This window comes from Massilia sp. 05N420 (assembly GCF_056397205.1).
The window spans coordinates 90,044-114,002 of sequence record NZ_JBFTMX010000025.1; the positions used below are offsets into that span (position 1 = coordinate 90,044).

At 68.1% G+C, this 23,959-nt stretch carries 16 protein-coding genes and 1 pseudogene; 7 read left to right on the plus strand and 10 right to left on the minus strand.

The features are described 5' to 3' along the window. The first annotated feature begins 13 nt into the window (after positions 1–13). Both AC1DIX_RS17235 and AC1DIX_RS17240 read left to right on the plus strand, forming a co-directional pair. Positions 14–1,120 (plus strand): TIGR03118 family protein, encoded by a 1,107-nt coding sequence (locus tag AC1DIX_RS17235; RefSeq protein ID WP_477325985.1) that lies wholly within the window; start codon positions 14–16, stop codon positions 1,118–1,120. A 73-nt stretch (positions 1,121–1,193) separates the two neighbouring features. After that, complete coding sequence (locus tag AC1DIX_RS17240; protein WP_477325987.1) at positions 1,194–2,069, plus strand: lysostaphin resistance A-like protein; 876 nt, start codon at positions 1,194–1,196, stop codon at positions 2,067–2,069. Here AC1DIX_RS17240 and AC1DIX_RS17245 read toward each other — a convergent pair. The 5 genes from AC1DIX_RS17245 to AC1DIX_RS17265 all read right to left on the minus strand — a co-directional run bounded on the left by AC1DIX_RS17245 (position 2,048) and on the right by AC1DIX_RS17265 (position 10,351). Further along, positions 2,048–3,664, minus strand: a complete 1,617-nt coding sequence (locus AC1DIX_RS17245; RefSeq protein WP_477325989.1) for an MFS transporter — start codon at positions 3,662–3,664, stop codon at positions 2,048–2,050. The two genes, AC1DIX_RS17240 and AC1DIX_RS17245, sit on opposite strands and share 22 nt — an antisense overlap. Positions 3,665–3,750: 86 nt before the next feature. After that, complete coding sequence (locus tag AC1DIX_RS17250) at positions 3,751–5,961, minus strand: hypothetical protein (protein ID WP_477325990.1); 2,211 nt, start codon at positions 5,959–5,961, stop codon at positions 3,751–3,753. 147 nt (positions 5,962–6,108) lie between these two features. Beyond that, positions 6,109–7,974, minus strand: coding sequence for an AI-2E family transporter (locus AC1DIX_RS17255; RefSeq protein WP_477251896.1), 1,866 nt, complete (start codon positions 7,972–7,974; stop codon positions 6,109–6,111). A 96-nt stretch (positions 7,975–8,070) separates the two neighbouring features. Beyond that, entirely contained in the window at positions 8,071–9,582 is a 1,512-nt protein-coding gene (locus tag AC1DIX_RS17260; RefSeq protein WP_477325992.1) for an FAD-dependent oxidoreductase, read from the minus strand. Positions 9,583–9,724: 142 nt separating this feature from the next. Next, positions 9,725–10,351: a LysE family translocator gene (locus AC1DIX_RS17265; protein WP_477325994.1), complete on the minus strand. Its 627-nt coding sequence runs from the start codon at positions 10,349–10,351 to the stop codon at positions 9,725–9,727. 118 nt (positions 10,352–10,469) lie between these two features. On the opposite strand from AC1DIX_RS17265, the gene AC1DIX_RS17270 reads away from it, so the two are divergent. The 5 genes from AC1DIX_RS17270 (at position 10,470) to AC1DIX_RS17290 (ending at position 18,412) form a co-directional block, all read left to right on the plus strand. Beyond that, on the plus strand, positions 10,470–11,315 hold the full coding sequence (locus AC1DIX_RS17270) for a metallophosphoesterase (protein WP_477325996.1): 846 nt from the start codon (positions 10,470–10,472) through the stop codon (positions 11,313–11,315). A gap of 168 nt (positions 11,316–11,483) precedes the next feature. Then, on the plus strand, positions 11,484–12,884 hold the full coding sequence (locus AC1DIX_RS17275; RefSeq protein ID WP_442122106.1) for an amino acid permease: 1,401 nt from the start codon (positions 11,484–11,486) through the stop codon (positions 12,882–12,884). A gap of 201 nt (positions 12,885–13,085) precedes the next feature. Further along, a complete protein-coding gene (locus AC1DIX_RS17280; RefSeq protein ID WP_477325998.1) occupies positions 13,086–14,549 on the plus strand; it encodes an iron-containing redox enzyme family protein in 1,464 nt (487 codons plus the stop codon). A gap of 92 nt (positions 14,550–14,641) precedes the next feature. Further along, entirely contained in the window at positions 14,642–17,278 is a 2,637-nt protein-coding gene (gene cphA, locus AC1DIX_RS17285) for a cyanophycin synthetase (protein ID WP_477326000.1), read from the plus strand. A 78-nt stretch (positions 17,279–17,356) separates the two neighbouring features. Then, positions 17,357–18,412 (plus strand): hypothetical protein, encoded by a 1,056-nt coding sequence (locus tag AC1DIX_RS17290; RefSeq protein WP_477326002.1) that lies wholly within the window; start codon positions 17,357–17,359, stop codon positions 18,410–18,412. Between the two features lie 18 nt (positions 18,413–18,430). Here the strand turns inward: AC1DIX_RS17290 and cphA (AC1DIX_RS17295) are convergent, their stop codons facing one another. The 5 genes and pseudogenes from cphA (AC1DIX_RS17295) to AC1DIX_RS17315 form a co-directional block, all read right to left on the minus strand. After that, positions 18,431–21,040 (minus strand): cyanophycin synthetase, encoded by a 2,610-nt coding sequence (gene cphA / locus AC1DIX_RS17295; RefSeq protein WP_477326004.1) that lies wholly within the window; start codon positions 21,038–21,040, stop codon positions 18,431–18,433. Beyond that, the gene (locus tag AC1DIX_RS17300) at positions 21,037–21,954 is read right to left on the minus strand and encodes a cyanophycinase (protein ID WP_477326006.1); all 918 of its coding nucleotides are present in this window, start codon (positions 21,952–21,954) and stop codon (positions 21,037–21,039) included. The genes cphA (AC1DIX_RS17295) and AC1DIX_RS17300 overlap by 4 nt, the downstream gene beginning before the upstream one ends. A gap of 28 nt (positions 21,955–21,982) precedes the next feature. After that, positions 21,983–22,891, minus strand: a complete 909-nt coding sequence (locus tag AC1DIX_RS17305; protein ID WP_477326008.1) for an isoaspartyl peptidase/L-asparaginase — start codon at positions 22,889–22,891, stop codon at positions 21,983–21,985. 161 nt (positions 22,892–23,052) lie between these two features. Next, a complete protein-coding gene (locus tag AC1DIX_RS17310; protein WP_477326010.1) occupies positions 23,053–23,484 on the minus strand; it encodes a DUF2244 domain-containing protein in 432 nt (143 codons plus the stop codon). Positions 23,485–23,520: 36 nt separating this feature from the next. Beyond that, positions 23,521–23,912: pseudogene (locus tag AC1DIX_RS17315) on the minus strand (cbb3-type cytochrome c oxidase subunit I); the annotation flags it as partial. Positions 23,913–23,959: the final 47 nt, after the last annotated feature.

A 23,959-nucleotide genomic window follows, 5' to 3' on the forward strand; every position in this document is an offset into this window, starting at 1 on the left:
GGAGGGGCTTATCATGAAGAGGATGTCCACACCACTGGCCTGTGCGCTCGGCGCGCTGGCCTTCGCCGGCGCGCAAGGCGCCTGGGCGGGCGAATTCTACAAGCAGCGCAACCTGGTCTCCGACAGCAGCCAGATCCGCGCTGAAAATAACGACGCGCGCCTGATCAACGCCTGGGGCCTTGCCTTCAACCCCTTCGGCGTGGCCTGGGTGGCGGACAACGGCACCGGTTTTTCCACCCTGTACGACGGCGACGGCAAACCCCAGACCCTGGTCGTGACGATCCCCGGCACCGGCAAGCAGACCGGCAACCCGACCGGCGTCGTCTTCTACGGCGGCCCCGCCTTCGTCGTCAGCAAGGGGGCGGTGTCGGCACCGAGCCGCTTCCTGTTCGTCAACGAGGACGGCGGCATTTCCGGCTGGGCACCGAGCGTCGACCTGAACCATGCCGTGCGCGTGATCGACAACGGCGCCAGCCAGGCCGTCTACAAGGGCATGGCGGTCAGCGCGAACGGCCGCGGGCCCCTGATATACGCGACCGACTTCCATAACGGCAAGATCGACGTCTACGACGGCAGCTTCAAGCCGGTCACCCTGCCGGACCGCCCGTTCTTCGATCCGAACATGCCGTCGGGCTTCGCCCCCTTCGGCATCCAGGCCATCAACGGCGACCTCTACGTCAGCTACGCCAAGCAGGACGCCGATCGCCACGACGACGTGAAGGGACGCGGACTCGGCTTCATCGACGTGTTCGACCCGGACGGCCGCCTGGTGCGGCGCCTGGCCTCGAACGGCGCCCTCAACGCGCCCTGGGGCATGGCGCTGGCGCCGGCCAGCTTCGGCAAGTTCAGCAACCGTCTGCTGGTCGGGAATTTCGGCGACGGCAGGATCAATGCCTATGACCTCGACAGCGGCCGCTGGGTCGGGCGCCTGAAGGGCATGGACCACAAGCCCGTGCATATCGACGGTCTGTGGGGCATCGCCTTCGGCAACGGCCTGCAGAACCAGCCGATCGACACGCTGTTCTTCAGCGCCGGGCCGGCCGGCGAGCAGCATGGCCTGTACGGCCGGCTCGACGTGGCGCCGGGCAACGAGTACGACGACATGAACGATGCCGAGTAGCAAGGTCGGGTAGTCGACAGGTGCGGGCGGGGCCGTATAATCTTGCAAATTTACAATAACGGCCCTCCGACCCATGCCCTTGTCTTCCGCCACCCTGCCGAGTTTCGGCGCCCTGGCCCTGGCCGTACTGCTGCTGTGGGCGCCGCCGATCCGCGGCCGGCGCGACTGGACCTGGTGCACCGGCCTGGCGCTGGTCTGCCTGGCGGGCATCGCCACCGGCAGCCTGGACTGGCGGGCGCCGCTGTTCGTGGGCGGCTTCGCGGCCCTGGCCTGGCAGGCGCGCGAGGCGCAACAGACCTGGCTGCGGACCGCCTTGCTGGTGCTGACCGGCTTATCCGCCTTCCTGTTCGCCCTGCACCGGGTGCCGGGCTTCTTCAATCCGGTGCTGGCGGAAGGCATCGTGTTTTCCAGCGGTGCGCCGGCGCTGACCTTGCGCCTGAACTACGACACCGTGGTGGCCGGCATCGTGCTGATGGGCGTGTTCTGCCGGCCGCTCCGGACCGCAGAAGAATGGCTGGCCATGCTGCGCCGCGCGTGGCCGGTGCCGCTCGCGACCCTGGCGGTGGTGCTGGGCGTCGGCCTCGCGCTGGGCTATGTGCTGCCGGACCTCAAGTGGACGCCGTATTCGGCGGCCTTCCTGGCGATGAACCTGCTGTTCACCTGCGTGACCGAGGAAGCCTTCTTCCGCGGCCTGCTGCTCGAACGCATGGCGGCTGCGATGCAACGCTGGCGCGCCGGCGCCGCGCTGGCACTGGTGCTCAGCGCCGTGCTGTTCGGCCTGGCGCACGCGCGTGGCGGGGCGCCGCTGGTGTTGCTGGCGACCGTCGCCGGGCTGTTCTATGGCTGGGCCTACCTGCGCGCGCGGCACATCGAGGGCGCGATCCTGACCCACTTCGTCCTCAACGCCGTGCACTTCCTGGCATTTACCTATCCGGCGCTGGCGCGCTGAGCGGCGTCCACCGTCACCAGGCGCTGGATGTCCTCGAGACGGCGGCCGCGCGTGTCGATGCCCTTGCGAGCCAGCAACACGGCGGCGGCCAGCATCGGCACGGCGATGACCAGGGCCGACAGCGGGACGTCCGCGAACAGTCCCACCACCCCGAGGCCGGCGCCGACGATGCCGCCCAGCTTGGAACTGGCGGCGATCACGCCGGAGCCGGTGGCGCGCAGGTGCACCGGATAGATCTCCGACGCGTAGGGAATCAGGGTGGCGATCACGCCGCTGGCCGAGACCAGCAGGGCGCAGGTGGCGATCGCCACGGCGGTGGTCGAAGCGATGCCCATCCAGCCGAGCAGGAAGAAGGCCAGCAGGCTGGCGGCGCTCAAGGCGATGAAGGCGACCAGGGTCATGATCGAGCTCCAGCGGTGATAAAGCCAGATCACCAGCAGGGTGCCGGGCAGGGCGAGGAAGGCGGCGCGCGCCAGCAGGGAGGTGGCGGTGGCGGCATCCATGCCCATGGCGCGCAGGTTCATCGGCAGCCACAGCAGGAATCCGAAGTTCGCCAGCCCCCAGGCCACGCCGGCCACGCTCATGCCGATCGTCAGCGGCGCATAGCCGCCGCGGAGCAGTTCGCCGATACCGGAGCCGGCCGCCGCCGGCGCGCCGCTCGCGGCCGGGCCAGCGCCCGCATCGCGGATGCTGCCGGCGAAGCGGGCCAGCACCGCGCGTGCCTCGGCATGCAGGCCGTTACTCGCAAGGAAGCGCGGCGATTCCGGCAGCAGTCGGCTGAGCAGGATGATCACGGCGCCGGTCGGCAGGCCCAGCAGCCACAGCACGCGCCAGCTGTACGAAGGTTCCAGCAGGCTGGCGGCGCCGGCGGCCACCAGGTAGCCGGCCGAGTTGCCGATGCCGCCCAACGCCACCAGCAGCCAGCCGCGGTGGGCCGCCGGAATCATCTCGGCCATCAGGGTGAAGGTGATCGGCAGCAGGCCGCCGGCCGAGGCGCCCATCAGGAAGCACATCGCCAGGTTCCAGCCGAAGGACGGCATGGCGCCGCAGATGGCGGTGCCGATGAACATCAGGGCGGACAAGAGGATCGTGGCGCGGCGGCCGTAGCGGTCGGCGATCATGCCCCAGGCCACCGAACCGACCGTGGTGCCGGTCAGGGCGACCAGGGCCAGGAAGCCGGCATTCTGTTTGCTGAGGCTGTATTCGCTGGTCATCCCCGGCATCACGAAGCCGAGGGTGGCCGGTTTCATGACGTCGATGGTGAGGGCCACCACCAGCACCAGGACCAGGCTCCAGTGGCGGCGGTTCAGCGGAATGCCGTCCGCCACCTCGAACTGCAGGGGGGCGTGGCCGCCGCCGTGCGCGCGCAGGCGCCCGAGGCGGGGCATCAGGCCGTAGGCGGCCAGGACCAGGCCCAGTGGAATCAGCGCCATCCCGGCCAGCATCGCCGCATCCATCGGCATGCCGACCATGCGGTAGCCCATGTGGGAAGCGCAGACGAACATCGGAATGTGGGCGAGGACGCCGGCAACGATGGCGAGGGTGCCGATCCAGAAGGCGAAGGGGGAGTGAAAGGTCAGGCCGTTCTGCTTCATGGGGCTTCCGGAAGAACACAGCGGTGCGGGTGGAAGCGCCGATTATACCGACGTGCAACTGACGTATGACAACTTAATGGAGGGCCTCAAGGGGTGGCTTCGCCCAGGATGGTCTCGCGGATCCGCTTCCAGTTCGCCAGAAAGGCGCCGACCTCGGGCGCCTCGCTCTCTTTCCGCTGCAGCATGCCGGCCATGGCCCGCGTGGTGCCGCCGTTCAGGTACCAGCTGAGCGGCGGCTGGCGGGCATCACGTGTCCAGGGGTAGCGCAGTTCGACCACGCGGCCGGCGCCGCAGCCGCCCAGCAGGCGGGTGGTTTCCTCCTCGGCGGCCTGGGCGCGCGCGTTGCGGGTCTGGTACAGGGCGTAAAAGGGAAGCGACAGCTCGGGTACCGGCGGCACCACCTTGTCGCCGGGGCGCAGGCGCGCCTGCCAGGGCATGCGCAGGCCGACCGACAGGGGGCGCGGCGCCGGGCCGGCGGCGGCATCGCGCAACTGGGCGCCCGTCGGGCAGATCCATTGCGACTGCGTGGCCGGCTCGTTTTCGATCACCAGCACCACCAGCTGTTCGGGCTTGATCACCCCCAGCGTCAGGATCTCGCGGATCATCGCGTTGAGCGTGGCCGCGCCCGAGTTTTCGAAGTAGCCGCCGTCGACCAGGTAGTCCCAGCGCTGGCCGCCGATGGTGGATACCAGCGCGGCCGGGCTGATGTAGGGAAAGCGGGCGCTGTTATGGACCGCCTGGGCCAGGGTCAGGCGGGTGGTGTCCAGCGCCTGGTCGCCCGGCGGGCGGGCGAACAGGTCGTAGGCCTGGGGCGGCAGGAAGGCCAGGTTCGACTGCAGCACCCGGCGGCCTTCGCTGGCCGAGGTGGTGTTGAACAGCAGCCGCGGCAGGCCGGCCGCGTCAGATCCGGGCGCCAGCAGGGGACGGCTGAACCAGTCGTGCGCCGGCGACAGCGGAAAGCGCTGGGCCCAGCCGCGTTGCCAGGCGCCTTCCAGCGCCAGCGAGCGGTCGCAGGCGCGGCAGGGGAAGGGCCAGAAGCGGGCCAGCAGGTCCGGATAGAGCAGGTAGCCGACCAGCGGCGCCAGGTAATCCTGGCCGAGGAAGGCTTCGACCCGGTCGGCCGTGAGGTCATAGTTCGGATCGCCCACCGCCAGCGAGCCGGCGAAGGCGGCCAGGCCCAGGCTGCCGCCGGAGACGCCGCTCATCGCATAGATGTTGGGCGCGAAGCGCTTGCCCTGGCTGCGCGCCTGGCGCTCCAGTTCCAGCAGCAGGGTGCCGGCCCAGAAGGCCGCGCGCGAGGCGCCGCCGGCCGCGGCCACCAGGTAAACCGGTTCGCCGCCATGGACCCCGCGCGCCGCCTGCCAGGCGCGGAAGTCGTCGGCCAGCGCCGGGCGCCGGACGGCCAGCGGCGGGCCGCCGTTGCGGGCCACGAAGTGGTTCTCGTTCGAGATCGAGGACAGCAGGACCGCGAACAGCGGCAGCAGGGCCAGCGAGGGCCAGCCGGCGGTTTTCGGCAGGTAGACCAGGATGATGCTGCCGAACACGGTCCAGGAGCCGAAGGCGAACAGCAGCAGGGCCGGGGCGCCGAGGAGACGCGAGGCCGTCTCCCGGCCGATGCAGACCGCCGCCAGCACCATCCCGGACACGGCGAACATCAGCAGCATCGCGGCCAGGCTGATGCGCGGCGTGCGGTGGGTGCGCGCCCAGGCCTTGTCCGCCAGCGCCTGCCGGCCCAGCCAGCGGTTCAGGAGGCGCCGGCGCCGCACCGTCAGCGCCACGAACAGGCCGGTGTACAGGGCCGGGACCAGCCAGGCGCCGGGCGGCGCGTCCGGCAGCGCGAACCAGACCGTGATCGGGACGCAGGCCAGCAGGCCGAGTCCGCGCGGCAGCCAGGTATTGGTGGCGGCGGCGAAGCGATGGCTGGCGCACTGGCCGACATTGTCGACGGCGAAGCGCTTGGCCAGCAGCAGCCGCGCGCAGTACCAGGCCGTCAGCGACCAGTAGACGAGGGCCGCGATGAAGAACCAGTAGCCGGCGTTGGCCCACACCACGTCCCTGGTCTCGTTGAAGTTGCCGAAGGCGCCCAGGGCCTCGCGCGCCTGGGGGACCATGAGCAGGATGATGTTGCCGGCGACGACCGTCAGCACCGGATAGAAATTCAGCAGCAGGGTGCGGCGYAGGAAGGTGAAGCGGGTGACTTGGTTGCCGCGGCCGGGCGAGCGCCGGCGGGGAGCGGCCGGCTCGCGCAGCCGCTCCCCGCCCATGTCACGCTCCCCGACTTCCGTCCGTTCCGGCATCCTCCGTCTCCCTTCCTGTTGCCTCTCCATGATCATACGGGCAGGGCCGCCGCCGTGGAGCGTTTTCCGAGCAGTGGCTTGGGCAAGGATCAAGACGGCGACGCGCCGCTGCTGTCGGCCGGAAAGACCGGCGTCGGCCGCGCCTGCTTACGGGCGCGGCACGCGCTCGGGAGCGACGAAGGCCAGCGCTTCTTCGAAGGAACGCAGCACCATGTCGACCTGCTTTTCGACCAGCGAGGCGCTCGGCACCGGATCGATCAGCGGCAGCCGTATCGTCACCAGCATCGATTCGGGCAGGCCGGCGCGCAGGTTGGCGACGGTGGCCAGCCACTGGTCCAGCATGGCTTCGACCGGATAGGCGATGAAGACGGTCGACACCAGGTCGGCCGTGTCCGGGCCCGGGTTCTCGTTGTCGGCGATGATCGAGAAGCTGCGCGCGTCGACGCCGGCTTCGCGCAGGGCGCGCACCAGCAGTTCGCTGAGCAGGTCGTCGCGCATCGAGGCCAGGCCGACGCACAGCACGACGGAGTGGGCAGGGACGTCGAGGGCGCCCTGCCAGCGGCCCAGGCGCGCCTCGCGCATCTGGCGCAGGTGGGCGCCGACATTGGCGTCGAGTAGCGAGACGTCGCGCCGGCGCCGGCTCTTCGGCGGGCCGCCCGATTCCGGCGTCAGGGTGATGGCGACGTCGGCGATGACGGCGCGGATCCGTTCCTCCTGGATCTTTTCCATCTTGCCCGAGCGGGTGTCGCTGGCCGCCAGCACGATGCCCGGCAGCAGGATGTGGTCGCAGTAGCGCGCGAAGCTGGAGCGCTCCAGGTAGGCATGGGCGTCGTGGATGATGGCGCCGATGTCGCCGGCCAGCACGCGCTGGTAGAAGCGCTGGGCGCCCGTGACGGCCGGGGCGTCGCCGAGCAGGATGGTGACCGGCTCCAGGGTGCGGACGTGGCGGCCGGCCACCACCAGGCACAGGGTGAGCGGGGTCGACAGCAGCAGCCCGACCGGGCCCCACATCGCGCCCCAGAACAGGGCCGAAACGATCACGGCCAGCGGCGACAGGCCCGAGCTGTGGCCGTAGACTTTCGGTTCGATGATGTTGGCCACCACCAGTTCGAGGGCGACGAACAGCACCATCACCGACAGGGCCAGGGTCCAGCCGGGGTCGATGGCGGCCACGAACACCGCGATCACGGCGCCGGCCGCCATGATGCCGAGATAGGGAACGAAGCGCAGCAGGCCGCTGAGCGCACCCCACAGCGCCGCGTGCGGCACGCTGAGCGCCCACAGCACCACGCCGATCAGGGCGCCGAAGGTGATGTTGACGATGAATTGCGAGAAGAAGAAGCGCGAGACGCCCTGGGCCGCATCGGCGAGGGCCTGGATCGTGCGGCTGGTCTCGGTCTGGCCGCCGAGCCGGATCAGGCGGTCGCGCAGAGATTCATGCTCCAGCGACATGAAAATCAGCAGCACCAGCACCAGGCCGGCCTCGCCGATCGGGCCCCAGGCCAGCGAGAACAGGCGGGTCAGTGCGCCGGTGGTGGTCAGGCGCGGGGCGCGGATCTCGACCGGGATCGGCTGGGTCGGGCTGATGGTGATCGTGGTCATGCCGCGCTTGCCGGTGGCGGTCGTGCCGCCCGACGGCGCCACCGCGCTCAGTTCGGCCTCGATGCGGGCGAAAGGCCGCTCGGCGATTTCGCGCACGGCGGCCACCTTGGTGCGCATTGCCGCACGGTACTTCGGCAGGTCGCCGGTGACGGCCACCAGCTGGAAGGCCAGCACGATGCCGACCCCGACCAGGCAGGTGGTGGCGAGCAGCACCGACAGTGCCGTCGCCGGCACCTGGGGCAGGCCGGCGCGGCGCATGCTGCGGATCAGCGGCGCGATCACCAGGCTGAGGATGGAGGCGAGGGCGATCGGTTCGAGAACGTCGCGGCCGACGTATAGCAGGCCCAGGCCACAGGTGACGGTGATCAGGGAGCCGGCATTCAGGTGCTTGAACAGGGAGAGATCGCGCATTCGCGTGCTGCGTGCGGAATAGAAATCTATCCCGAGAAAACGTAAAACCAGCAATGTAGCGCAAAAACGTGAAGGCGATCAATTTTATGGTGGTTTTCAAGCGCCTTGATCGATGCTGGCTGTCTGCAGCGGCGCCAGCGCCGGTCCTTCCAGCACCCGGCCGTCCGGCGCGAAACGGCTGCCGTGGCAGCTGCAGTCCCAGCTGGTCTCGGCGCCGTTCCACTTGATCTCGCAGCCCATGTGCGAGCACTTGCCGGCCACCGCCTGCAGCCGGCCGTCCTGGGAGCGATAGACCGCCACCGGCTTGCCGTCGACCTCGATCTTGCGGCTCTGGCAGGGCGGCAGGTCGGCCAGCTTGCCGACCTCGCCGGCGCCGAGCGCCACCGCCTTGTCCGGGCTGGCGGGGCCGGAGCTTTCCCTTTCGAAGCCCCTGGGCCGCTTGTCCCCGGCCAGGCGCTCGACCGCGTACAGGTCGCGCCAGGGCGTGCCGCGGCCGAGGATCTCGTCGGCCAGCATCATGCCGGCCAGGGTGCCGTAGGTCAGGCCGTCGCCCGAGAAGCCGGTCGCGACATAGGTGTTCTCCGCATCGACGTTGCGGCCGATATAGGGCAGCTTGTCCTTGGCGCGGTAGCGCTGGGCCGACCAGCGGTATTCGACCGGCCCGATCGGAAAGTGGTCGCGCGCGAACAGTTCCAGCTGCTGGAAGCGCTCGGCGCCGACTTCCTGCTCGCCCAGCTTGTGGGCGCTGCCGATCACCACCAGGTAGCTGCGGCCGTGCTCGGTGAAGGTGCGCACCGAATGCCGCTCCCGGCCGATGCACCAGTAGACGCCGGGCTCCGGCACGCTGTCGTGCAGCGGTGCGGCGATGCCGTATTCGCGCACCACCTCCAGCTGCGACTGCACCAGGTGGATGCCGACCGGCGTATGGGTGGCGATCACGATATGCTGGCAGGCGACCTTGCCGTGCTCGGTGTGGACCACGGCAGGCGCATCGTCGATGGCGGTGACGCGGGTGTTCTCGAAGATCAGGCAATCCTCGCCGCCGATGCGCTGGGCCAGTTGCCGCACGTACGCCAGCGGCTGGAACTGGGCCTGGTCCTCGACCCGCAGGGTTTTCAACGCCGTGTCGATCGGCAGCGGGGCGTCGTCGCGCAGGTCGGCATGCAGGCGCGCACGCATCGCCGCCAGCGCTTCCTTCTCGATGTCGCCCACATGGGCGGCATCGACGCCGATCAGGTGCCAGGGCACGCGCTGGAAACCGCAGTCCAGGTTCAGGCGGCCGACCGTGGCCTCGATCAGGTCGATGGCGGCCGAGCGCGACTCCACCACCCGGCGCATGGTTTCAAGGCCATGCAGCTCTTCCAGCGTGTGCAGGCCGAGGTCGACGGTGGCGTAGAGGTTGCCGGTCGAGTTGCCGGTGTTGGCGTCGCCGGCCTTGCTGGCGTCGAGTACGGCGACCCGCTTGCCGGCCTGGACCAGAAGCATGGCGGCGGTCAGGCCGGTGATGCCGGCGCCGACGATGGCGACGTCGACTTTCAGGTCGGTTTGCAGGGTCGGCAGGCAGGCGGTCTTGGCCGCCGTGCCTTTCCAGAGCGATGAGGTATCCATAGGGGGCGCCTTTCTGTCGTTGTCGGTCTGCGTACGGCCAGCCGCGGGGCTGGCCGCGTTCGGCTCATGATCCCAAGAACCGGCATGCCGCGGCGCAGCGTTGACGAACGTAAACGAAAGAAGATGCCCGCCGGCGCAGCCCTCAGCGCGCCACGATCAGGCGCAGGCCGAGTGCGATGAAGATGGCGCCGGCAAGCCGGTCCATCCACATGCCGGCGCGCGGGCGGCGCGTCAGCCAGGTGCCGACCGTGCCGGAGAAGAAGCCCAGCAGGCCGAACAGGACTGCGGCCTGCGCCGTGAACGTCAGGCCGAGCAGGGCGGTCTGCAGGTTGGCGTCGCCGCGCTGGGCCACCACGAACTGCGGCAGGAAGGACAGGAAAAACAGCGCCACCTTGGGATTGATGGCGTTCGCGAACACGCCGCGGAAGAACAGGGTGCGCGCGGATTCGGTCACACCCTCGGCGCGGCTGGCGGCGGCGCCGCCGCGGCTGCGGATGGCGTTGAAACCCATCCAGGCCAGGTAGAGGCCGCCGCATACCTTCAAGGTCGTGAAGGCCAGCGGCGAGGCTGCGATCAGGGCGCTGACACCGATCACCGCCAGCAGGGTATGGCTCAGGCAGCCGAGCGCGCAGCCGAGGCCGAAGGCCATCCCGCGCATGCGGCCCTTGGCCATGCCGATGCCGAGGACCATCATATTGTCGGGCCCCGGAGACAGGGTCAACAGGATGGCGGCGGCCAGGAAAGCGAGCAATTGTTCGGGTGTCAGCATGCGCGCATCTTACACTTCGTTGACATAGTGCACTAGTGCCGGTCCAAGGTTGCGCCACTGGGCGGCCTCGATGGTGTACAGTGGCAATTTTGCAACATCTGTTAATTCTTTCCACTGCATGCGACCAAGCAAACGCCACCGGCCAGTCCGCCACGCCACCGAGAGGCTGCTGGGCACCCTGCTTGCGGGCGGCTGGGCGGCGGGACTCAGCTATCGCCTGGGCGGTCACGGCAGCCTGGGCGTGAGCCGCTACGAGCTCGAGCTGGGGCCCGAGCGGCGGCTGCCGCGGCCCTTGAAGATCGGCTTCGCCTCGGACTTCCACGCCGGCCCGACCACCCATCCGGCCTTGTTCGACGTGCTGCTGGAGCGGATTCGGCACGAAGGTCCGGACGTGCTGCTGCTGGGCGGCGACTATATTTCCTTCGACGCCGCCAACATCGGCCAGCTGCGCGGCTTCCTGCGGCAAGCGACAGCGCCGCTCGGCACCTATGCCGTGCTGGGCAACCACGACGTCTGGAACGGCAGCGCCGAGGTGGCCGCGGTGCTGGCCGAGGCCGGCATCGAGGTGCTGGTCAACCGGAATATCGCGCTGGCGGCGCCTTTCGGGTCGGTCAGCATCTGCGGCATCGACGATCCGTGGACCGGCGCGCCTTCGGCCGGGGCCACCTTCGCCGGCGCCGGTCCGGTGCGGATCTATCTGATGCATTCCCCGGACGGCCTGTGGTGCCTGCAAGGCCAGCGTTTCGACCTCGGTTTTGCCGGCCACACCCACGGCGGGCAGGTGGTACGCCGCAATGGCGAACCGCTGAAGCGTCCCAGCGGTCCCTATTCGCGGGAATACGGCCATGGACGCTTCGAGATCGCGGGCAACGGCCCCCTGTTCGTCAGCCGCGGCATCGGCTGCGCCGGCATTCCGTTGCGCGTTCGCGCCGATCCTGAGCTCGTCATCTGCACTTTGCGCTAAAAATTCTTCCCGAATTAACCGTTTTTCGGGCAAGGGCGTACTCTATCGATTGATTTTTGAGTAATATGACGTGCCGCTTACGCTGCTGCCGAGCGGCAACCATGCCCGCGGAGGAGACATCCAATATAAAAGGGCCTGGGGACTATCTACTATCGATTGGAGAATGCAGTGAGTCTTTTTAGAACCAAGAATCTCGACCACATGGTCGCCGCCGCAGGCAAGCCCAGCGGACTGAAGAAGGTGCTGGGCCCCTTCGACCTGATCCTGATGGGTATCGGGGCGATTGTCGGCACCGGTATCTTCGTGCTGACCGGCACCGGCGCCCTGACCGCCGGTCCGGCACTGACGCTGTCCTTCGTCGTCTCGGCCATCGCCTGCGGTTTCGCCGCCCTCTGCTATGCCGAGTTCGCATCGACGGTGCCGGTGGCCGGTTCGATCTATACCTACAGCTATGTGGTGCTGGGCGAACTGGTGGCCTGGATGATCGGTTGGGACTTGCTGCTGGAATACGGCCTGGCGACCTCGGCGGTGTCGGTTGGCTGGTCGGGCTATTTCCAATCCCTGATCGGCGGCTTCGGCATCGAGATTCCGAAAGCCTTGTCGGCGGCACCGGGCGCGCTGCCCGGCGTCAGCACCATCATGAACCTGCCGGCGCTGCTGATCATGCTGGTCCTGACCGCCATGCTGTCCTGGGGCGTGCGTGAGTCGGCCCGCGTCAACAACGTGATGGTCGTCATCAAGATCTCGGTCGTGCTGCTGTTCATCCTGGTCGGCTTCAAGCACGTGACCCCGGCCAACTGGCATCCCTTCATGCCCTTCGGCGTGTCGGGTGTGATGAGTGCCGCCGCCGTGGTGTTCTTCGCCTTCATCGGCTTCGACGCCGTGACCTCGGCCGCCGAGGAAGTCAAGAACCCGACCCGCGACCTGCCGATCGGCATCATCGGTTCGCTGGCCATCTGCACCATCCTGTACGTGATCGTGTCGGCCATCATGACCGGTATCGTGCCGTTCAAGCTGTTCGAAGGCATCGACCACCCGGTCTCGCTGGCCCTGCAGCACGCCGGCGAAAACTGGTTCGCCGGCTTCGTCGACCTCGGCGCCATCCTCGGCATGACCACCGTCATCCTGGTGATGGCCTTCGGCCAGACCCGTATCGTGTACGCGATGTCGCGCGACGGCCTGCTGCCGGCCAAGCTGTCGACCGTGCATCCGAAATTCGGCACCCCGTTCTTCGCGACCTGGGTGGTCGGCATCCTGTTCGGCCTGATCGCTGCCTTCGTGCCGCTGAACGTGCTGGCCGAGCTGGTCAACATCGGCACCCTGGCCGCCTTCTGCCTGGTATCGGTGGCCGTGATCGTGCTGCGCAAGAAGCGTCCGGATCTGAAGCGCGCCTTCCGCTGCCCGGGCGTGCCGGTGATTCCGGCGATCGCCGTGATCTTCTGCCTGGCGCTGATGAGCTTCCTGAGCCTCATCACCTGGATCGCCTTCGGGATCTGGCTGGCGATCGGCCTGCTGGTCTACTTCGGCTACGCACGCAGCCGTTCGCTGCTGCATGGCGTGACCCAGTAAGGGTCAGCGCCATCCTTTAGTATTGCCCGATCGGGGCGCCGCGGCTCCTGCTGCGGCGCCCCGATCGTTTTCCGAAGTTCCTTTTGGAAATTCGTGAAATTTTTGTAATCCCTGTCCGACATTCAGGTAAGCCGACAACCGATTACGTGCGCGCCGGGCGCTACGGATAATCTTGGTAGAACATTTACCAATAGATTGTCTATGACCACCACCTATGCCATGGAGTCGCCCGAGCTGGAATCCGCGCCACGAGCGCGGGCAGGCCAGGCGCTTGCAAGCTCGAAAGCCCTGTATTTCTCCCTGCTGGACAAGCCGGAGGCGGCCGCCGCCAGGTCGCGCGACTACCTGCAGGCCCAGATCGAGGCCGCGCGCCTGGAACCCTGCGACCTGCCGGACGGCTTGTGGGAGCTGCCCGGCTGGATCCAGGGCCGCGCCGAATCGGCGGGCATCGCCTATCGCGAATACCTGAGCGCCCGCAAGAACGGCGCGCCGCGCCGCTACTTCGGCAGCAAATCGCATGCGCTGTACTTCCTGAAGGGCGTCGCGCCGACCAAGCTGGTCGACGGCGCCTGGCTCTACGGTACCCTGCCGCGCTGGGAGAATCCGGATTTCCACCCCCTCATCAAGACCTATCTCGAAGAGCTGGGCGACGGCGCGCCCGACAAGAACCACGTGACCCTGTACCGCCGCCTGCTGGCCATCCATGGCTGCGAGCATTGGGAAAGCCTGTCGGAAAGCCATTTCGTGCAGGGCGCGATCCAGCTGGCCCTGGCCTGCAACGCCGACCGCTTCCTGCCCGAGGTCGTGGGCTACAACCTCGGCTACGAGCAGCTGCCGCTGCACCTGCTGATCACGTCCTACGAGCTGAACGAACTGGGCATCGACCCGTATTACTTCACCTTGCACGTCACCGTCGACAACGCCGGCAGCGGCCATGCGCACAAGGCGGTGCAGGCGCTCCGTCACCTGATGGCGCAGTCCGGCGACCCGGCCGACTTCTTCCGCCGCGTGCTGGACGGCTACCGGCTGAACGAACTCGGCGCCTGCACCACCTCGGTGATCGCCGCCTTCGATCTGGAAGCGGAGCTGGTCGAGATCTTCACGGCCAAGGCCGCGGTCGGCCGCAACATGCATTCGGATTACTGCCGCGTCGCCGGCCGCTCGATCAACGACTGGCTCGGCGAGCCCAGGCAGATCCCGGCCTTCCTGGCGGCGCTGGAAAGCGCCGGCTGGATCAAGCGCGGCGAGGACGTCGAGAACAGCCGCTTCTGGCGCCTGATCCAGGGCGAACGCGCCGAGATGTTCGGCGTCTTCACCAGCTACGAACAGCAGGTGCTGCGCGACTGGATCCAGACCCCGCGCGATGCCGACGCCTCCCAGCGCACCACGCGCGTGCTGAGCCACCGCGCGCGCCAGCGCACCCTCGACACCCTGACCCAGCACGCCGGCAAGAGCGGCTATCCGGAGCGCGGCCTGATCCGCCGCCATGCGGCCGGCGCCCTGCAGGGCGATGCCGAGTTGCGCGAACTGGAAGAGAAGGTAGCCGGCGCCGCTTCCAAGCAGGAAGCGATGGCCATGCTGGCGCGCCTGATGTCGCCGTCCGTGCACCACACGGCCATCGGCCTGATGGCGACCCGCATGTATTCGCAACTGCTGGACGCATAACGGCAAGGGCAGGACGGAAGCAAGACCCGACGGCGCGGAAGGGATGCCTCTCTTCCGCGCCGCCGTGCGATCAGCCTTACAAGGACCTACACGTGCAAATTCTCGAACAACGATTCCTGCGTGGCCCGAACGTCCATGCGGATACCCCCTGCCTGCTGTCCGTGCTCGACCTCGGCGACCTGTACGGCGTCTCCACGCGCGACATTCCGCGGTTCAGCGAAGCCCTGCTGAACCTGCTGCCTTCGCTGGCCGAGCACCTGGTGCCGATCGGCCAGCCGGGCGGCTTCGCCCAGCGCCTGCGCGAGGGCACCTACCTGGCGCGCGTGGTCGAACACGTGACCCTCGGCCTGCAATGCCTGGCCGGCGCTCCGGCCAGCTTCGGCCGCACCCGCCCGATGGCCGGCACACCCGGCCAGTACCGGGTGGTGTGCGCCTACCAGATCGAGAAGGTGGCGCAGCCGGCCTTCCAGCTGGCGGTGGACATCGTCGACGCGCTGGCCCACGGCCATGACTTCAACGACCTGGCGGCGCGCCTGGAAGAACTGCGCGAGCTGGCCGAGCACTACGCGATCGGCACCAGTACCGCCGCCGTGCTGGCGGCCGCCCACGAGCGCGGCATCCCGGTCCAGCGCATCACCGAGGACGCCAACCTATTCCAGCTCGGCTGGGGCGTCAAGCAGAAGCGCATCCAGGCCACCATCACCGGCGACACCAGCAATATCGCGGTGCGCATCGCCGGCGACAAGCAGCTCACCAAGCAGCTCTTGACGGAAGCCGGCGTGCCGGTGCCGGAAGGCGAGACCGTCGACACCATCGACGACGCCCTGCGCGTGGCCCGCAAGCTGGCGGTGCCGGTCACCGTCAAGCCGCTCGACGCCAACCAGGGCAAGGGCGTGACGGTCGACTGCCGCACGCCGGAAGAAGTCGAGCAGGCCTATGCCTTCGCCCGCAAGTTCGGACGCCGCATCATCGTCGAACGCAGCATCGAGGGCCGCGACTACCGCGTGTTCGTGGCCGCCGGCCGCGTCGCCGCGGCTTCCTGCCGCCGTCCGGCCCATGTGGTGGGCGATGGCCGGCACACGATTCGCGAGCTGGTCGAGATCGAGAACCGCAACCCGGCGCGCGGCGCGGGGCACACCAACATCCTGACCCGCATCGCGCTCGACGCGCATGCCGAGGACGTCCTGCGCAAACAGGGCCAAGCGCCGGATACCATCCCCGCCGAGGGTGTGGCGGTCGAGCTGCGCGGGACCGCCAACCTGTCGACCGGCGGTACCGCCGAGGACGTGACCGAGCTGCTGCCGGAATCGACGCGCCAGATCTGCGTGCGCGCAGCAGGCAAGATTGGCCTGGACGTGGCCGGCATCGACATCGTCTGCCACGACATCAGCCAGCCGCTGGCGGCCCAGGGCGGCGCCGTGATCGAAGTGAACGCCGCGCCGGGCATCCGCATGCACCAGTATCCGAGCAGCGGCGAGCCGCGCGACGCCGGCGGCGCGATCGTCGAAGGCCTGATGGGCAACTCGGACGGCCGCATCCCGATCATCGCCTGCACCGGCACCAACGGCAAGACCACCACCACGCTGCTGATCGCCCACGCCACGCGCCTGGCCGGGCGCGTGACCGGCGCCACCACCACCCACGGTGTCTACATCGACGGCAAGCAGATCACCAAGGGCGACTGTACCGGCTACTGGTCGGCGCGCACCGTGCTGGCCGCGCCGGAAGTCGAGATCGCGGTGCTGGAGACGGCCCGCGGCGGCATCCTCAAGCGCGGTCTGGCCTTCGACCATTGCGACGTCGGCATCTGCCTGAACGTCTCGCCCGACCACCTGGGCCTGGACGGCGTCGACAGCATCGAAGACCTGGCCCAGGTGAAGGCCGTGGTGCCGCTGTCCGCCACCCGCGCCGCCGTGCTGAACGCCGAAGACCCGCTGTGTGTGGCGATGGCGCGCCGCGTGCGCCCCGACGTGGAGCTGGTCTATTTCGCCATGAATCCGGAAGCCCCGGTCTTGCTGCGCCACCTGGAAGAGGGCGGCCGCGCCGCCTATTTGCAGGACAATGCCATCGTGCTCGCCGACGGCAATGTGCACCAGGAGCTGCTGCGGGTCGAGAGCATGCCGATCTCGATGGGCGGCCGCGCGCGCTACAACATCGCCAACGCCCTGGCGGCCAGCGCGGCGCTGATGGCGGCCGGTTTCAGCAATCTGCAGATCGCCACCGGCCTCTCCACCTTCGTCAGCGACGGCAAAACCAATCCGCTGCGCACCAATGTGTTCGAGGTGCGCGGCGTGACCGTGATCGTCGACTACGCCCACAATCCGGCCGCCTACGCCGCCCTGGCCGAGATGGCGCGCTCGCTGCTGCCCGGCCAGCTGGTCGGCATCGTCACCGCACCGGGCGACCGCCGCGACGCCGACCTGCTCGAAGTCGGGCGCGTCTGCGCGGGACGTTTCGACGAACTGGTGGTCTACGAATCGTCCAGCCGCGGCCGCGCCTACGGCGGCGCCGTCGACCTGATCCTGGAGGGCGCGGAAGAGGTGGTCGGCAAGACCGATACCCTGCACCGCGAGCTGGAGGTGGGGGCGGCGATCCGCCTCGGGATGTCGCTGTGCGAGCGCGGCGATGTACTGGTGTTTGCCTGCGGGTCCTCGCTGCAGGTGTTCGTGGATGCGATCCGGGAGATGGATCCGGAGAGTGCGGAGCGGATTGCGGGGCAGGTGGGGTGAGCTTATCGGGGGGCTGGAGCGTATCTAAATTGCATGATATGATGCAATCAGGAAACATTTCAGCGCACTCAAGATCATATGCTCCAGAAACTCAAACACTCGCACATCCTGTTCATCTTCGCCGCAGGCTGCTCGACTGCCGCGACGGCAACCGACTGGGACATCAGGTTCGACAACCACCTGAAATACTACGACGCGTCCGAAAGCTACCGCGAATTCTACTTCGGTGACAACATGCGGGGACCGAACTTTACCCAGTTCGAGTTCTCGCGGGCGATCCTGCCGGGAGTCAAGGACGGCGTCGACATGAAAAACCTGTGCTACCGGGTCAATGCATTGACCGGCAGGCCGGGTCTCTTCAAGAGCAAGGGGACCATCGACGTCTATTACGTGAATCTGACGAAGATCGCCAGCGTCGAGAGCATCGGCCGCAGCGGTACCGACAAGGATCCCTATTTCACCGAGATGGTCAAGCTGCGGGATGGTACGAAGTTCGAGACCGTCAATTTTGACAACCGCTACGTCCTGGCCTGCGGCATGGCAGAGGACGGCAATTTGAAAGTCATGCCCCAGCAGTGGGTCAGTTTCAGTTCCTACCAGGAGGCGGACTGTAGCTATGACGAGACCCGCATGGAACGCAGCAAGTGGCCATATGCGAACCTGTCAAACGTATTCGCCTACGGCAGACCGTCGAACGACGTCAGGGTCTACCTGGGTTTCAACCAGTTGGGAAAAGGCTGGACCACGACTTTCGATACCGACCAGGCTGCGCTCGCGGCGAAGTTCGAACAATGCTCGAGCGGTAGCGCAAAGTACCTGGCGCTCGAAAAGGCGCAGGCGGCCGACCAGAAAACGGCTTACGAAGCGCGCAAGCAGCAGCAGGAGCTGGAGCAGCAGGAACGGGCGCGGCGCCAACAGGAGCTGCAGGCGAAGCTGCTGGCCGAGGCGGTCGAGATGCGCAAGACGATTGCAATCGGTACCAGGACCAATTGCGGTCTCGTCTTCGATATCAAGAAACCCATGATCGGCGTGCAGACGATGATGGGGATGCAGTACATCCACGTCGACCAGCTCTGGGGCCCATCGTCCGACTGCCATTTCCGTAATGGCGTGTACACGGGTCCCACTCGCTAGCCGGCATGAAGGGCGGCCTCAGGCCGCCTCGGTCTCGATCCGCCTGGCCGCCTCCGGCGACGCCGGGCGTATCGCCTCCAGCAACTCGCTGATGTCCGAGCCGCAGCCGAACACCAGCACATCGCCCTTCTCGCAGCGCGCCAGCCCGGCACGGATCGCTTCGTGCACATCCAGCTCCACGCGCAGGTGGTCTTCCTCGAACTTCGCCAGGCGGATGCCTTCGACCAGCCGGGCCGCCACGGTGCCGGCGGCGCGGCCGCGGTTCTCGGTCTCGTAGACCACCAGCTCGTCGAAGCCGGCGGCGCAGGTGATGCCGATGTCGACCAGGTCGGCATCGCGGCGGTCGCCCGGCGCGGCCACCACGCCGACCAGGCGGCCCGGCGTCATCGCGCGCGCGGTCTCGGCCAGGGCCGCATAGGCGGCCGTGTTGTGGGCGTAATCGAAGATCACGGTCACGCCGTCGACGTCGAACAGGTTCGAGCGCAGCGGGTTGTGCTTCCAGTCGGACACGAAGCTGCGCAGGCCGTCGGCGATTTCCTGGTTGCCGAAGCCGCAGGCCGCCAGCGCCGCGGTGGCGGCGAGGCTGTTGGCGATGTTATAGCGGGCCGCGCCCTGCAAGGCCACCGGCATCTGGCGCACGTCGGCAATCGCTTCGTGGCGGGCGCCGTTGGCCAGCACGATCGTATTGTCTTCAAGGTAGACCGCGCGGCCGCCGTTGTCCAGGTGGCGCAGCAGGTGCGGGTTGTCGGCGTCCAGCGAGAAGTAGAGCGGTTCGACGCCGTCCGCCAGGGTCGCCGCCATCGCCACGCAATGGTCGTCCTCGGCGTTCAGCACCACCGCACGCGAGGCGCGCTGGGCGACCACGGCCTTGACCCTTGCCAGCTCCTCGACCGAGTCGACGCCGTCCATGCCCAGGTGGTCGGCCGACACGTTCAGCACTACCGACACGTCGCAGCGGTCGTAGGCCAGGCCGCGTTTGAGGATGCCGCCGCGCGCCGTCTCGAGCACCGCGAAGTCGACGTCCGGCGAACTCAGGATGCTGCGCGCCGAGCGGTAGCCGGTGCAGTCGCCCTTGACGATGCGCTGGCCGTCGACGAATACGCCCTCGGTGGTGGTGACCCCGGCGCGCAGGCCGGCCATGCGGACGGCGTTGGCGATCAGCAGGGTGGTCGTGGTCTTGCCGTTGGTACCGGTGACGGCCACCACGGGGATGCGGCCGTCGTCCTCGCCGAACAGGGCCTCGACGATGGCGGCGCCGGCGTCGCGCGGGGTACCGCGGCTCGGGTACTGGTGCATGCGGATGCCCGGCGCCGCGTTAACCTCGATGATGCCGCCGCGCTGCTCGCGCAGCGGCTGCGAAATATCCTCGCACACGATGTCGATGCCGGCCACGTCGAGGCCGATGGTGCGGGCGGCGCGGATGCAGATGTCGCGGGTCTCTTCCGGCAGCAGGTCGGTCACGTCCTCGGCGGTGCCGCCGGTGGAGAGATTCGCGTTGCCGCGCAGTTCGACACAGGCGTCTTCCGCCGGTACCGAATCGAGATCATAGCCCTGCCTCGCCAATATCTGGAGGGCGATCTCGTCGAGCGGGATGTTGGTCAGGATGTTGGTGTGACCGTCGCCTCGCGCGGGGTTGTGGTTCTCGATCTCGACCAGCTCCCGGATGGAATGCACGCCGTCGCCGGTCACGTGCGGCGGGCGGCGCCAGGACGCGGCCGCGATCTTGCTGCCGGTGACCAGCACGCGGTAGTCGCGCCCGCGCAGGAATTCCTCGACGATCACGCGGCGGCCATGTCTGCGCGCGAACTCGAAGGCGCGCTCGACCTCTTCCGGCGTCGCGCAGGCCGTGGTCACGCCCTTGCCCTGGTTGGCGTCGAGCGGTTTTACGGTGACGCTTCCGCCGTTCCTGCACAGCCTGCGGGCGACGCGCTGGGCCTCGGCCAGGCTGGTGACGGTGTCGCCGGCCGGGACCGGGCAGCCGGCCTGGTCGAGCAAGGTCTTGGTGAGCTGCTTGTCGCTGGCGATGCCGACCGCGATGTTGTTGGTGGCGCCGGTGATGGTCGCCTGCAGGCGTTTCTGCCTGCTGCCCCAGCCCAGCTGGAACAGGTTCGCCTGGTCGGTCAGGCGCAGGCTCGGGATGCCGCGCTTGCGGGCGGCATCGATGACGGCGCCGGTGCTGGTGCCGATCGCATGGTCCAGCGCGATCTCCCGCAGTTCCTTCAATGCGGCGCCGAGGTCGACGTCCTCGTGCGCGGCGAGGGCCCGGATCAGCTCACGGGCAGTGCGCAGGGCGGCCCCGGCCACCTGTTCGACGGCATAGCCGCAGACCACCCGCAGCCGTTCCGCTTGTGCGGGAATGGGCATGCTGGCGCTGAAATCGGAGGCGGCGCCGGCCAGGCGCTGCAGCTCCATCGTCACCGGTTCCAGGGCTTCGGCGGGCGAAGCGCAGTCGGACAGGCGGACCGCGGCTTCCGGACAGATCCCGGGCAGCAGGGCCAGCAGGCGGGCGCCGAGGCCGGCGATATGGGAATGCGCGCCATCTTCGCCGGTATCGACGACGGCCATCAGGCAGGGCGCAGCGGCGTACAGGTTGGGGCCGCGCAGGAAGCGTTGTTCGATGATTCTCATGAGAGCGGATTCCGTTTCGTTACGTTTTCTAAAAACTCGAGCAGCGGGGCCGGGATCCGGTGCGGTTCGCAGGCTTCGTCCGCCTCCGGCAGGCAGTACTTGCTGCCGGCCGGGAGCAGGTGCAGGCGTACGTCGATCAGTTCGGGGGTTTCGCGGTCGGAGATCTCGGCGATGTTGGTGCTCATGTTGCGGCCGTCGACGATGGTCACCGCGCCTTCGCCCAGCACCTGGATGCCGACCCCGCGTTCGATGACCAGGGCGGTGTCCTCGTCGATGCCGATGCCCTGCAAGTACGGATTCTGGGCCACCACCGACAGCAGGCGCGAGAGACGCTGGCGCTCCGAGAAATGCTGGTCGATGACGACCTTGTGCAGGAAGCCCAGGCCTGCACCCAGGCTCACCGAGCCCTTCTCGGGGTGCAGTTCGGCGCGGCCCTGGGCCAGCATGTGGCCCGACATCGCGGAGGCGCCGGCGCTGGTGCCGCCGATGCAGGCGCCGCGCAGCTTGAGGGCGGCATGCATCTCGGTGTCGAGGGCGGTGCCGCCGATGATGGCCAGCAGGCGCTTCTGGTCGCCGCCGGTCATGAAGATGCCGGTGGCGTCGCGGATGTCCTTGATGTGTTCAGGGTCGTTGGCGCACTGGCGGTTCCGCAGGTGCAGGTGTACGCGGTTCGTGACGCCCAGTTCGCCGAAGGCCTGGTCGTAGATCTCCCACATCTCGTCGGCGACCGTGCTGGCGGCCGAGATCACGACGATCTTCGCATCCTTGCCGCCGGCGAGGTCGACGAAGCGGCACAGGATTTCCTTGTCGCGTTTGCGGTCTTCATGGCCGCCGATGATGACCAGGTGGCCGTGGCTTTCGCGCACCTGGCGCTCCTGATGCTCTTGTTGCTGGGTTTGTTCTCGTGGCGTCATGTGATCGGTGCTTTTCAATCCCTGATGCTCAGTTGCCGATCCGCGCCTGCGGCATGTCGCGGTTGCTGAAGGCGCCGGCTTCGGTGCGGCTGACCGCGATGAGGCCGACGTCGACGTCCTTGTCGAACAGCTCGATGCCGCGCCTGAGTGCCTGTTCGAGCGGCATGCCGTCCTCGATCCAGGTGTAGACGCGGTGCGCCAGCAGGTGGCGCACGATGTATTCGCCGACGCCGGTGGCGGCCACCGCCCCATRCGGGCCGGCGTAGAAGCCGCTGCCGATGATGGGAGTGTCGCCCACCCGGCCCAGCAGGGAGGGGGCCGAGCCGCCGGTAGAGGCGGCCACGCCGAAATGGCCGTCCGCTGCGCGCACCACGGCACCCACCGTGTCGCAGGCCGCGCCCGCCGGCAGGTCCGGCGCGCTGCGGTAGTTCCAGAAGCGCAGGAAGGCCTGGTTGTCGACGCCGGGCATGGCCGGGGCCGATCCGGCCAGCGCTTCGCGCACCTTGCGGTGCTGCTCGCGCTGGTGTTCGGAGATCTGGTTCCAGACCGGATGGCGGATTGCGGCGGCGAAGCGGTCGGCGCCGTCGCCGGCCAGGAACCAGTGCGGGGTATCGGCCACCGCGCGCGCCAGCAGCACCGGATTCTCGATGCCGCGCACGCAGGCGACCGCGCCCAGGCGGCCGCGGGTATCCATCACCGATGCATCCATCTCGACGGTCTCGCCGTCCAGGCACAGCACCGAACCGCGGCCGGCGTTGAAACGGCCGTCATCCTCGAGGACGGTGACGGCGGCGATGGCGGCTTCCAGTGCATCGCCGCTGATGCCGAGCTCTTCGACGGCGCGCTGGGCAGCGCGCTCGCAACCGTCCTTGTATTCGGGCTTGCCGCCGGCGCCGCCGTGGACGACGATGGCATAGCTTCCTTGGCTTAGTGACATTCTTCTTCTCCAAAATGATGCAATGCCGCGCTAGGCTTCAGCGCGGCATTCGAATGTCCACATTATGCAAATGATGTAGAAATTGAAACATCGGTGCCCGGGCCGTGTGAATGTAAGAGCCCGCTGACAAGGATTCGTGAGGAAGAGTGGACGGGAATGGCTCAGGGCAGGGCGGAAACCTGGCGCAGGGCCTGGCGCAGCTCGCGGGCGACCTGGCGGCGCTTGGCTTCATTGACGAAACGGCCCACTTCGATTCGCACGCCGCGCGACTCGAGGGTGATCAGGGGGCGCCGGGCGCCGGCGGGCGGCAGCTCGGTGGGCGGCAGGACGCGCGTCCGGAGCGGATCGAGGCGCGCCTGGCTGCGGACGTTCGCCTGCACGCATTCGATCAGCAGGCAGCTGGTGGACAGGGAGATGCGTTCGCGGTCGAGGGCGTGGCGGGCATACAGGACCAGGGCCAGGCCCACGCAGGCCAGTTCGAGCAGCGAGAAGGCCAGCACGATCCAGACCCCGCGCAGGAAGAAGGCGAGGGCGACGGCCAGCGAGATGGTGCACAGCACGGCATAGGCGCGCGCCACCTGGCGGGGCGTCATCGAACAATTGCGCTGCAGTGTCCACTCGAACCACATTCAATTCACCATCGGCGGCGTCTCGAAGGTATGGAAGGGTGCCGGGCTGGGCACCGTCCACTCCAGCCCTGCCGCGCCGTCCCAGGGCCTGGCAGGCGCCGGTGCAGCGAATTCCAGAAGTGAAACCTGGCGCGCCACTCGTTGACCATATGCCCGGTCCACTTCGGCACCCGGTAATAATAGCCGGAGAACATGCAGAACAGCGATCCGGCTGCCAGCACGTAGTGGAAATGGCCGACCACATAATAGGTGTCCTGGACCTGGATGTCGATCGGCGCCACCGACAGGATCAATCCGGAAAAGCCGCCGATCGTGAACACCCACAAGAAGCCGGCCGCGATGAAGAGGGTGGTGCCGAGGCAGGCGGTGATCAGCCAGGTCCAGCAGAACATCGGCAGCGCGCACGATCGCAGCGTGTGGCGGGCTTGATACATCCGGC

Coding starts and splice junctions, on each gene's coding strand:
- AC1DIX_RS17255 (WP_477251896.1), bottom strand. CDS start 7,974: ATGCGCGATCTCTCCCTGTTCAAGCACCTGAATGCCGGCTCCCTGATC.
- AC1DIX_RS17245 (WP_477325989.1), bottom strand. CDS start 3,664: ATGAAGCAGAACGGCCTGACCTTTCACTCCCCCTTCGCCTTCTGGATC.
- AC1DIX_RS17280 (WP_477325998.1), top strand. CDS start 13,086: ATGACCACCACCTATGCCATGGAGTCGCCCGAGCTGGAATCCGCGCCA.
- AC1DIX_RS17290 (WP_477326002.1), top strand. CDS start 17,357: ATGCTCCAGAAACTCAAACACTCGCACATCCTGTTCATCTTCGCCGCA.
- AC1DIX_RS17240 (WP_477325987.1), top strand. CDS start 1,194: ATGCCCTTGTCTTCCGCCACCCTGCCGAGTTTCGGCGCCCTGGCCCTG.
- AC1DIX_RS17235 (WP_477325985.1), top strand. CDS start 14: ATGAAGAGGATGTCCACACCACTGGCCTGTGCGCTCGGCGCGCTGGCC.
- cphA (WP_477326004.1), bottom strand. CDS start 21,040: ATGAGAATCATCGAACAACGCTTCCTGCGCGGCCCCAACCTGTACGCC.
- AC1DIX_RS17310 (WP_477326010.1), bottom strand. CDS start 23,484: ATGACGCCCCGCCAGGTGGCGCGCGCCTATGCCGTGCTGTGCACCATC.
- AC1DIX_RS17260 (WP_477325992.1), bottom strand. CDS start 9,582: ATGGATACCTCATCGCTCTGGAAAGGCACGGCGGCCAAGACCGCCTGC.
- AC1DIX_RS17265 (WP_477325994.1), bottom strand. CDS start 10,351: ATGCTGACACCCGAACAATTGCTCGCTTTCCTGGCCGCCGCCATCCTG.
- AC1DIX_RS17300 (WP_477326006.1), bottom strand. CDS start 21,954: ATGACGCCACGAGAACAAACCCAGCAACAAGAGCATCAGGAGCGCCAG.
- AC1DIX_RS17270 (WP_477325996.1), top strand. CDS start 10,470: ATGCGACCAAGCAAACGCCACCGGCCAGTCCGCCACGCCACCGAGAGG.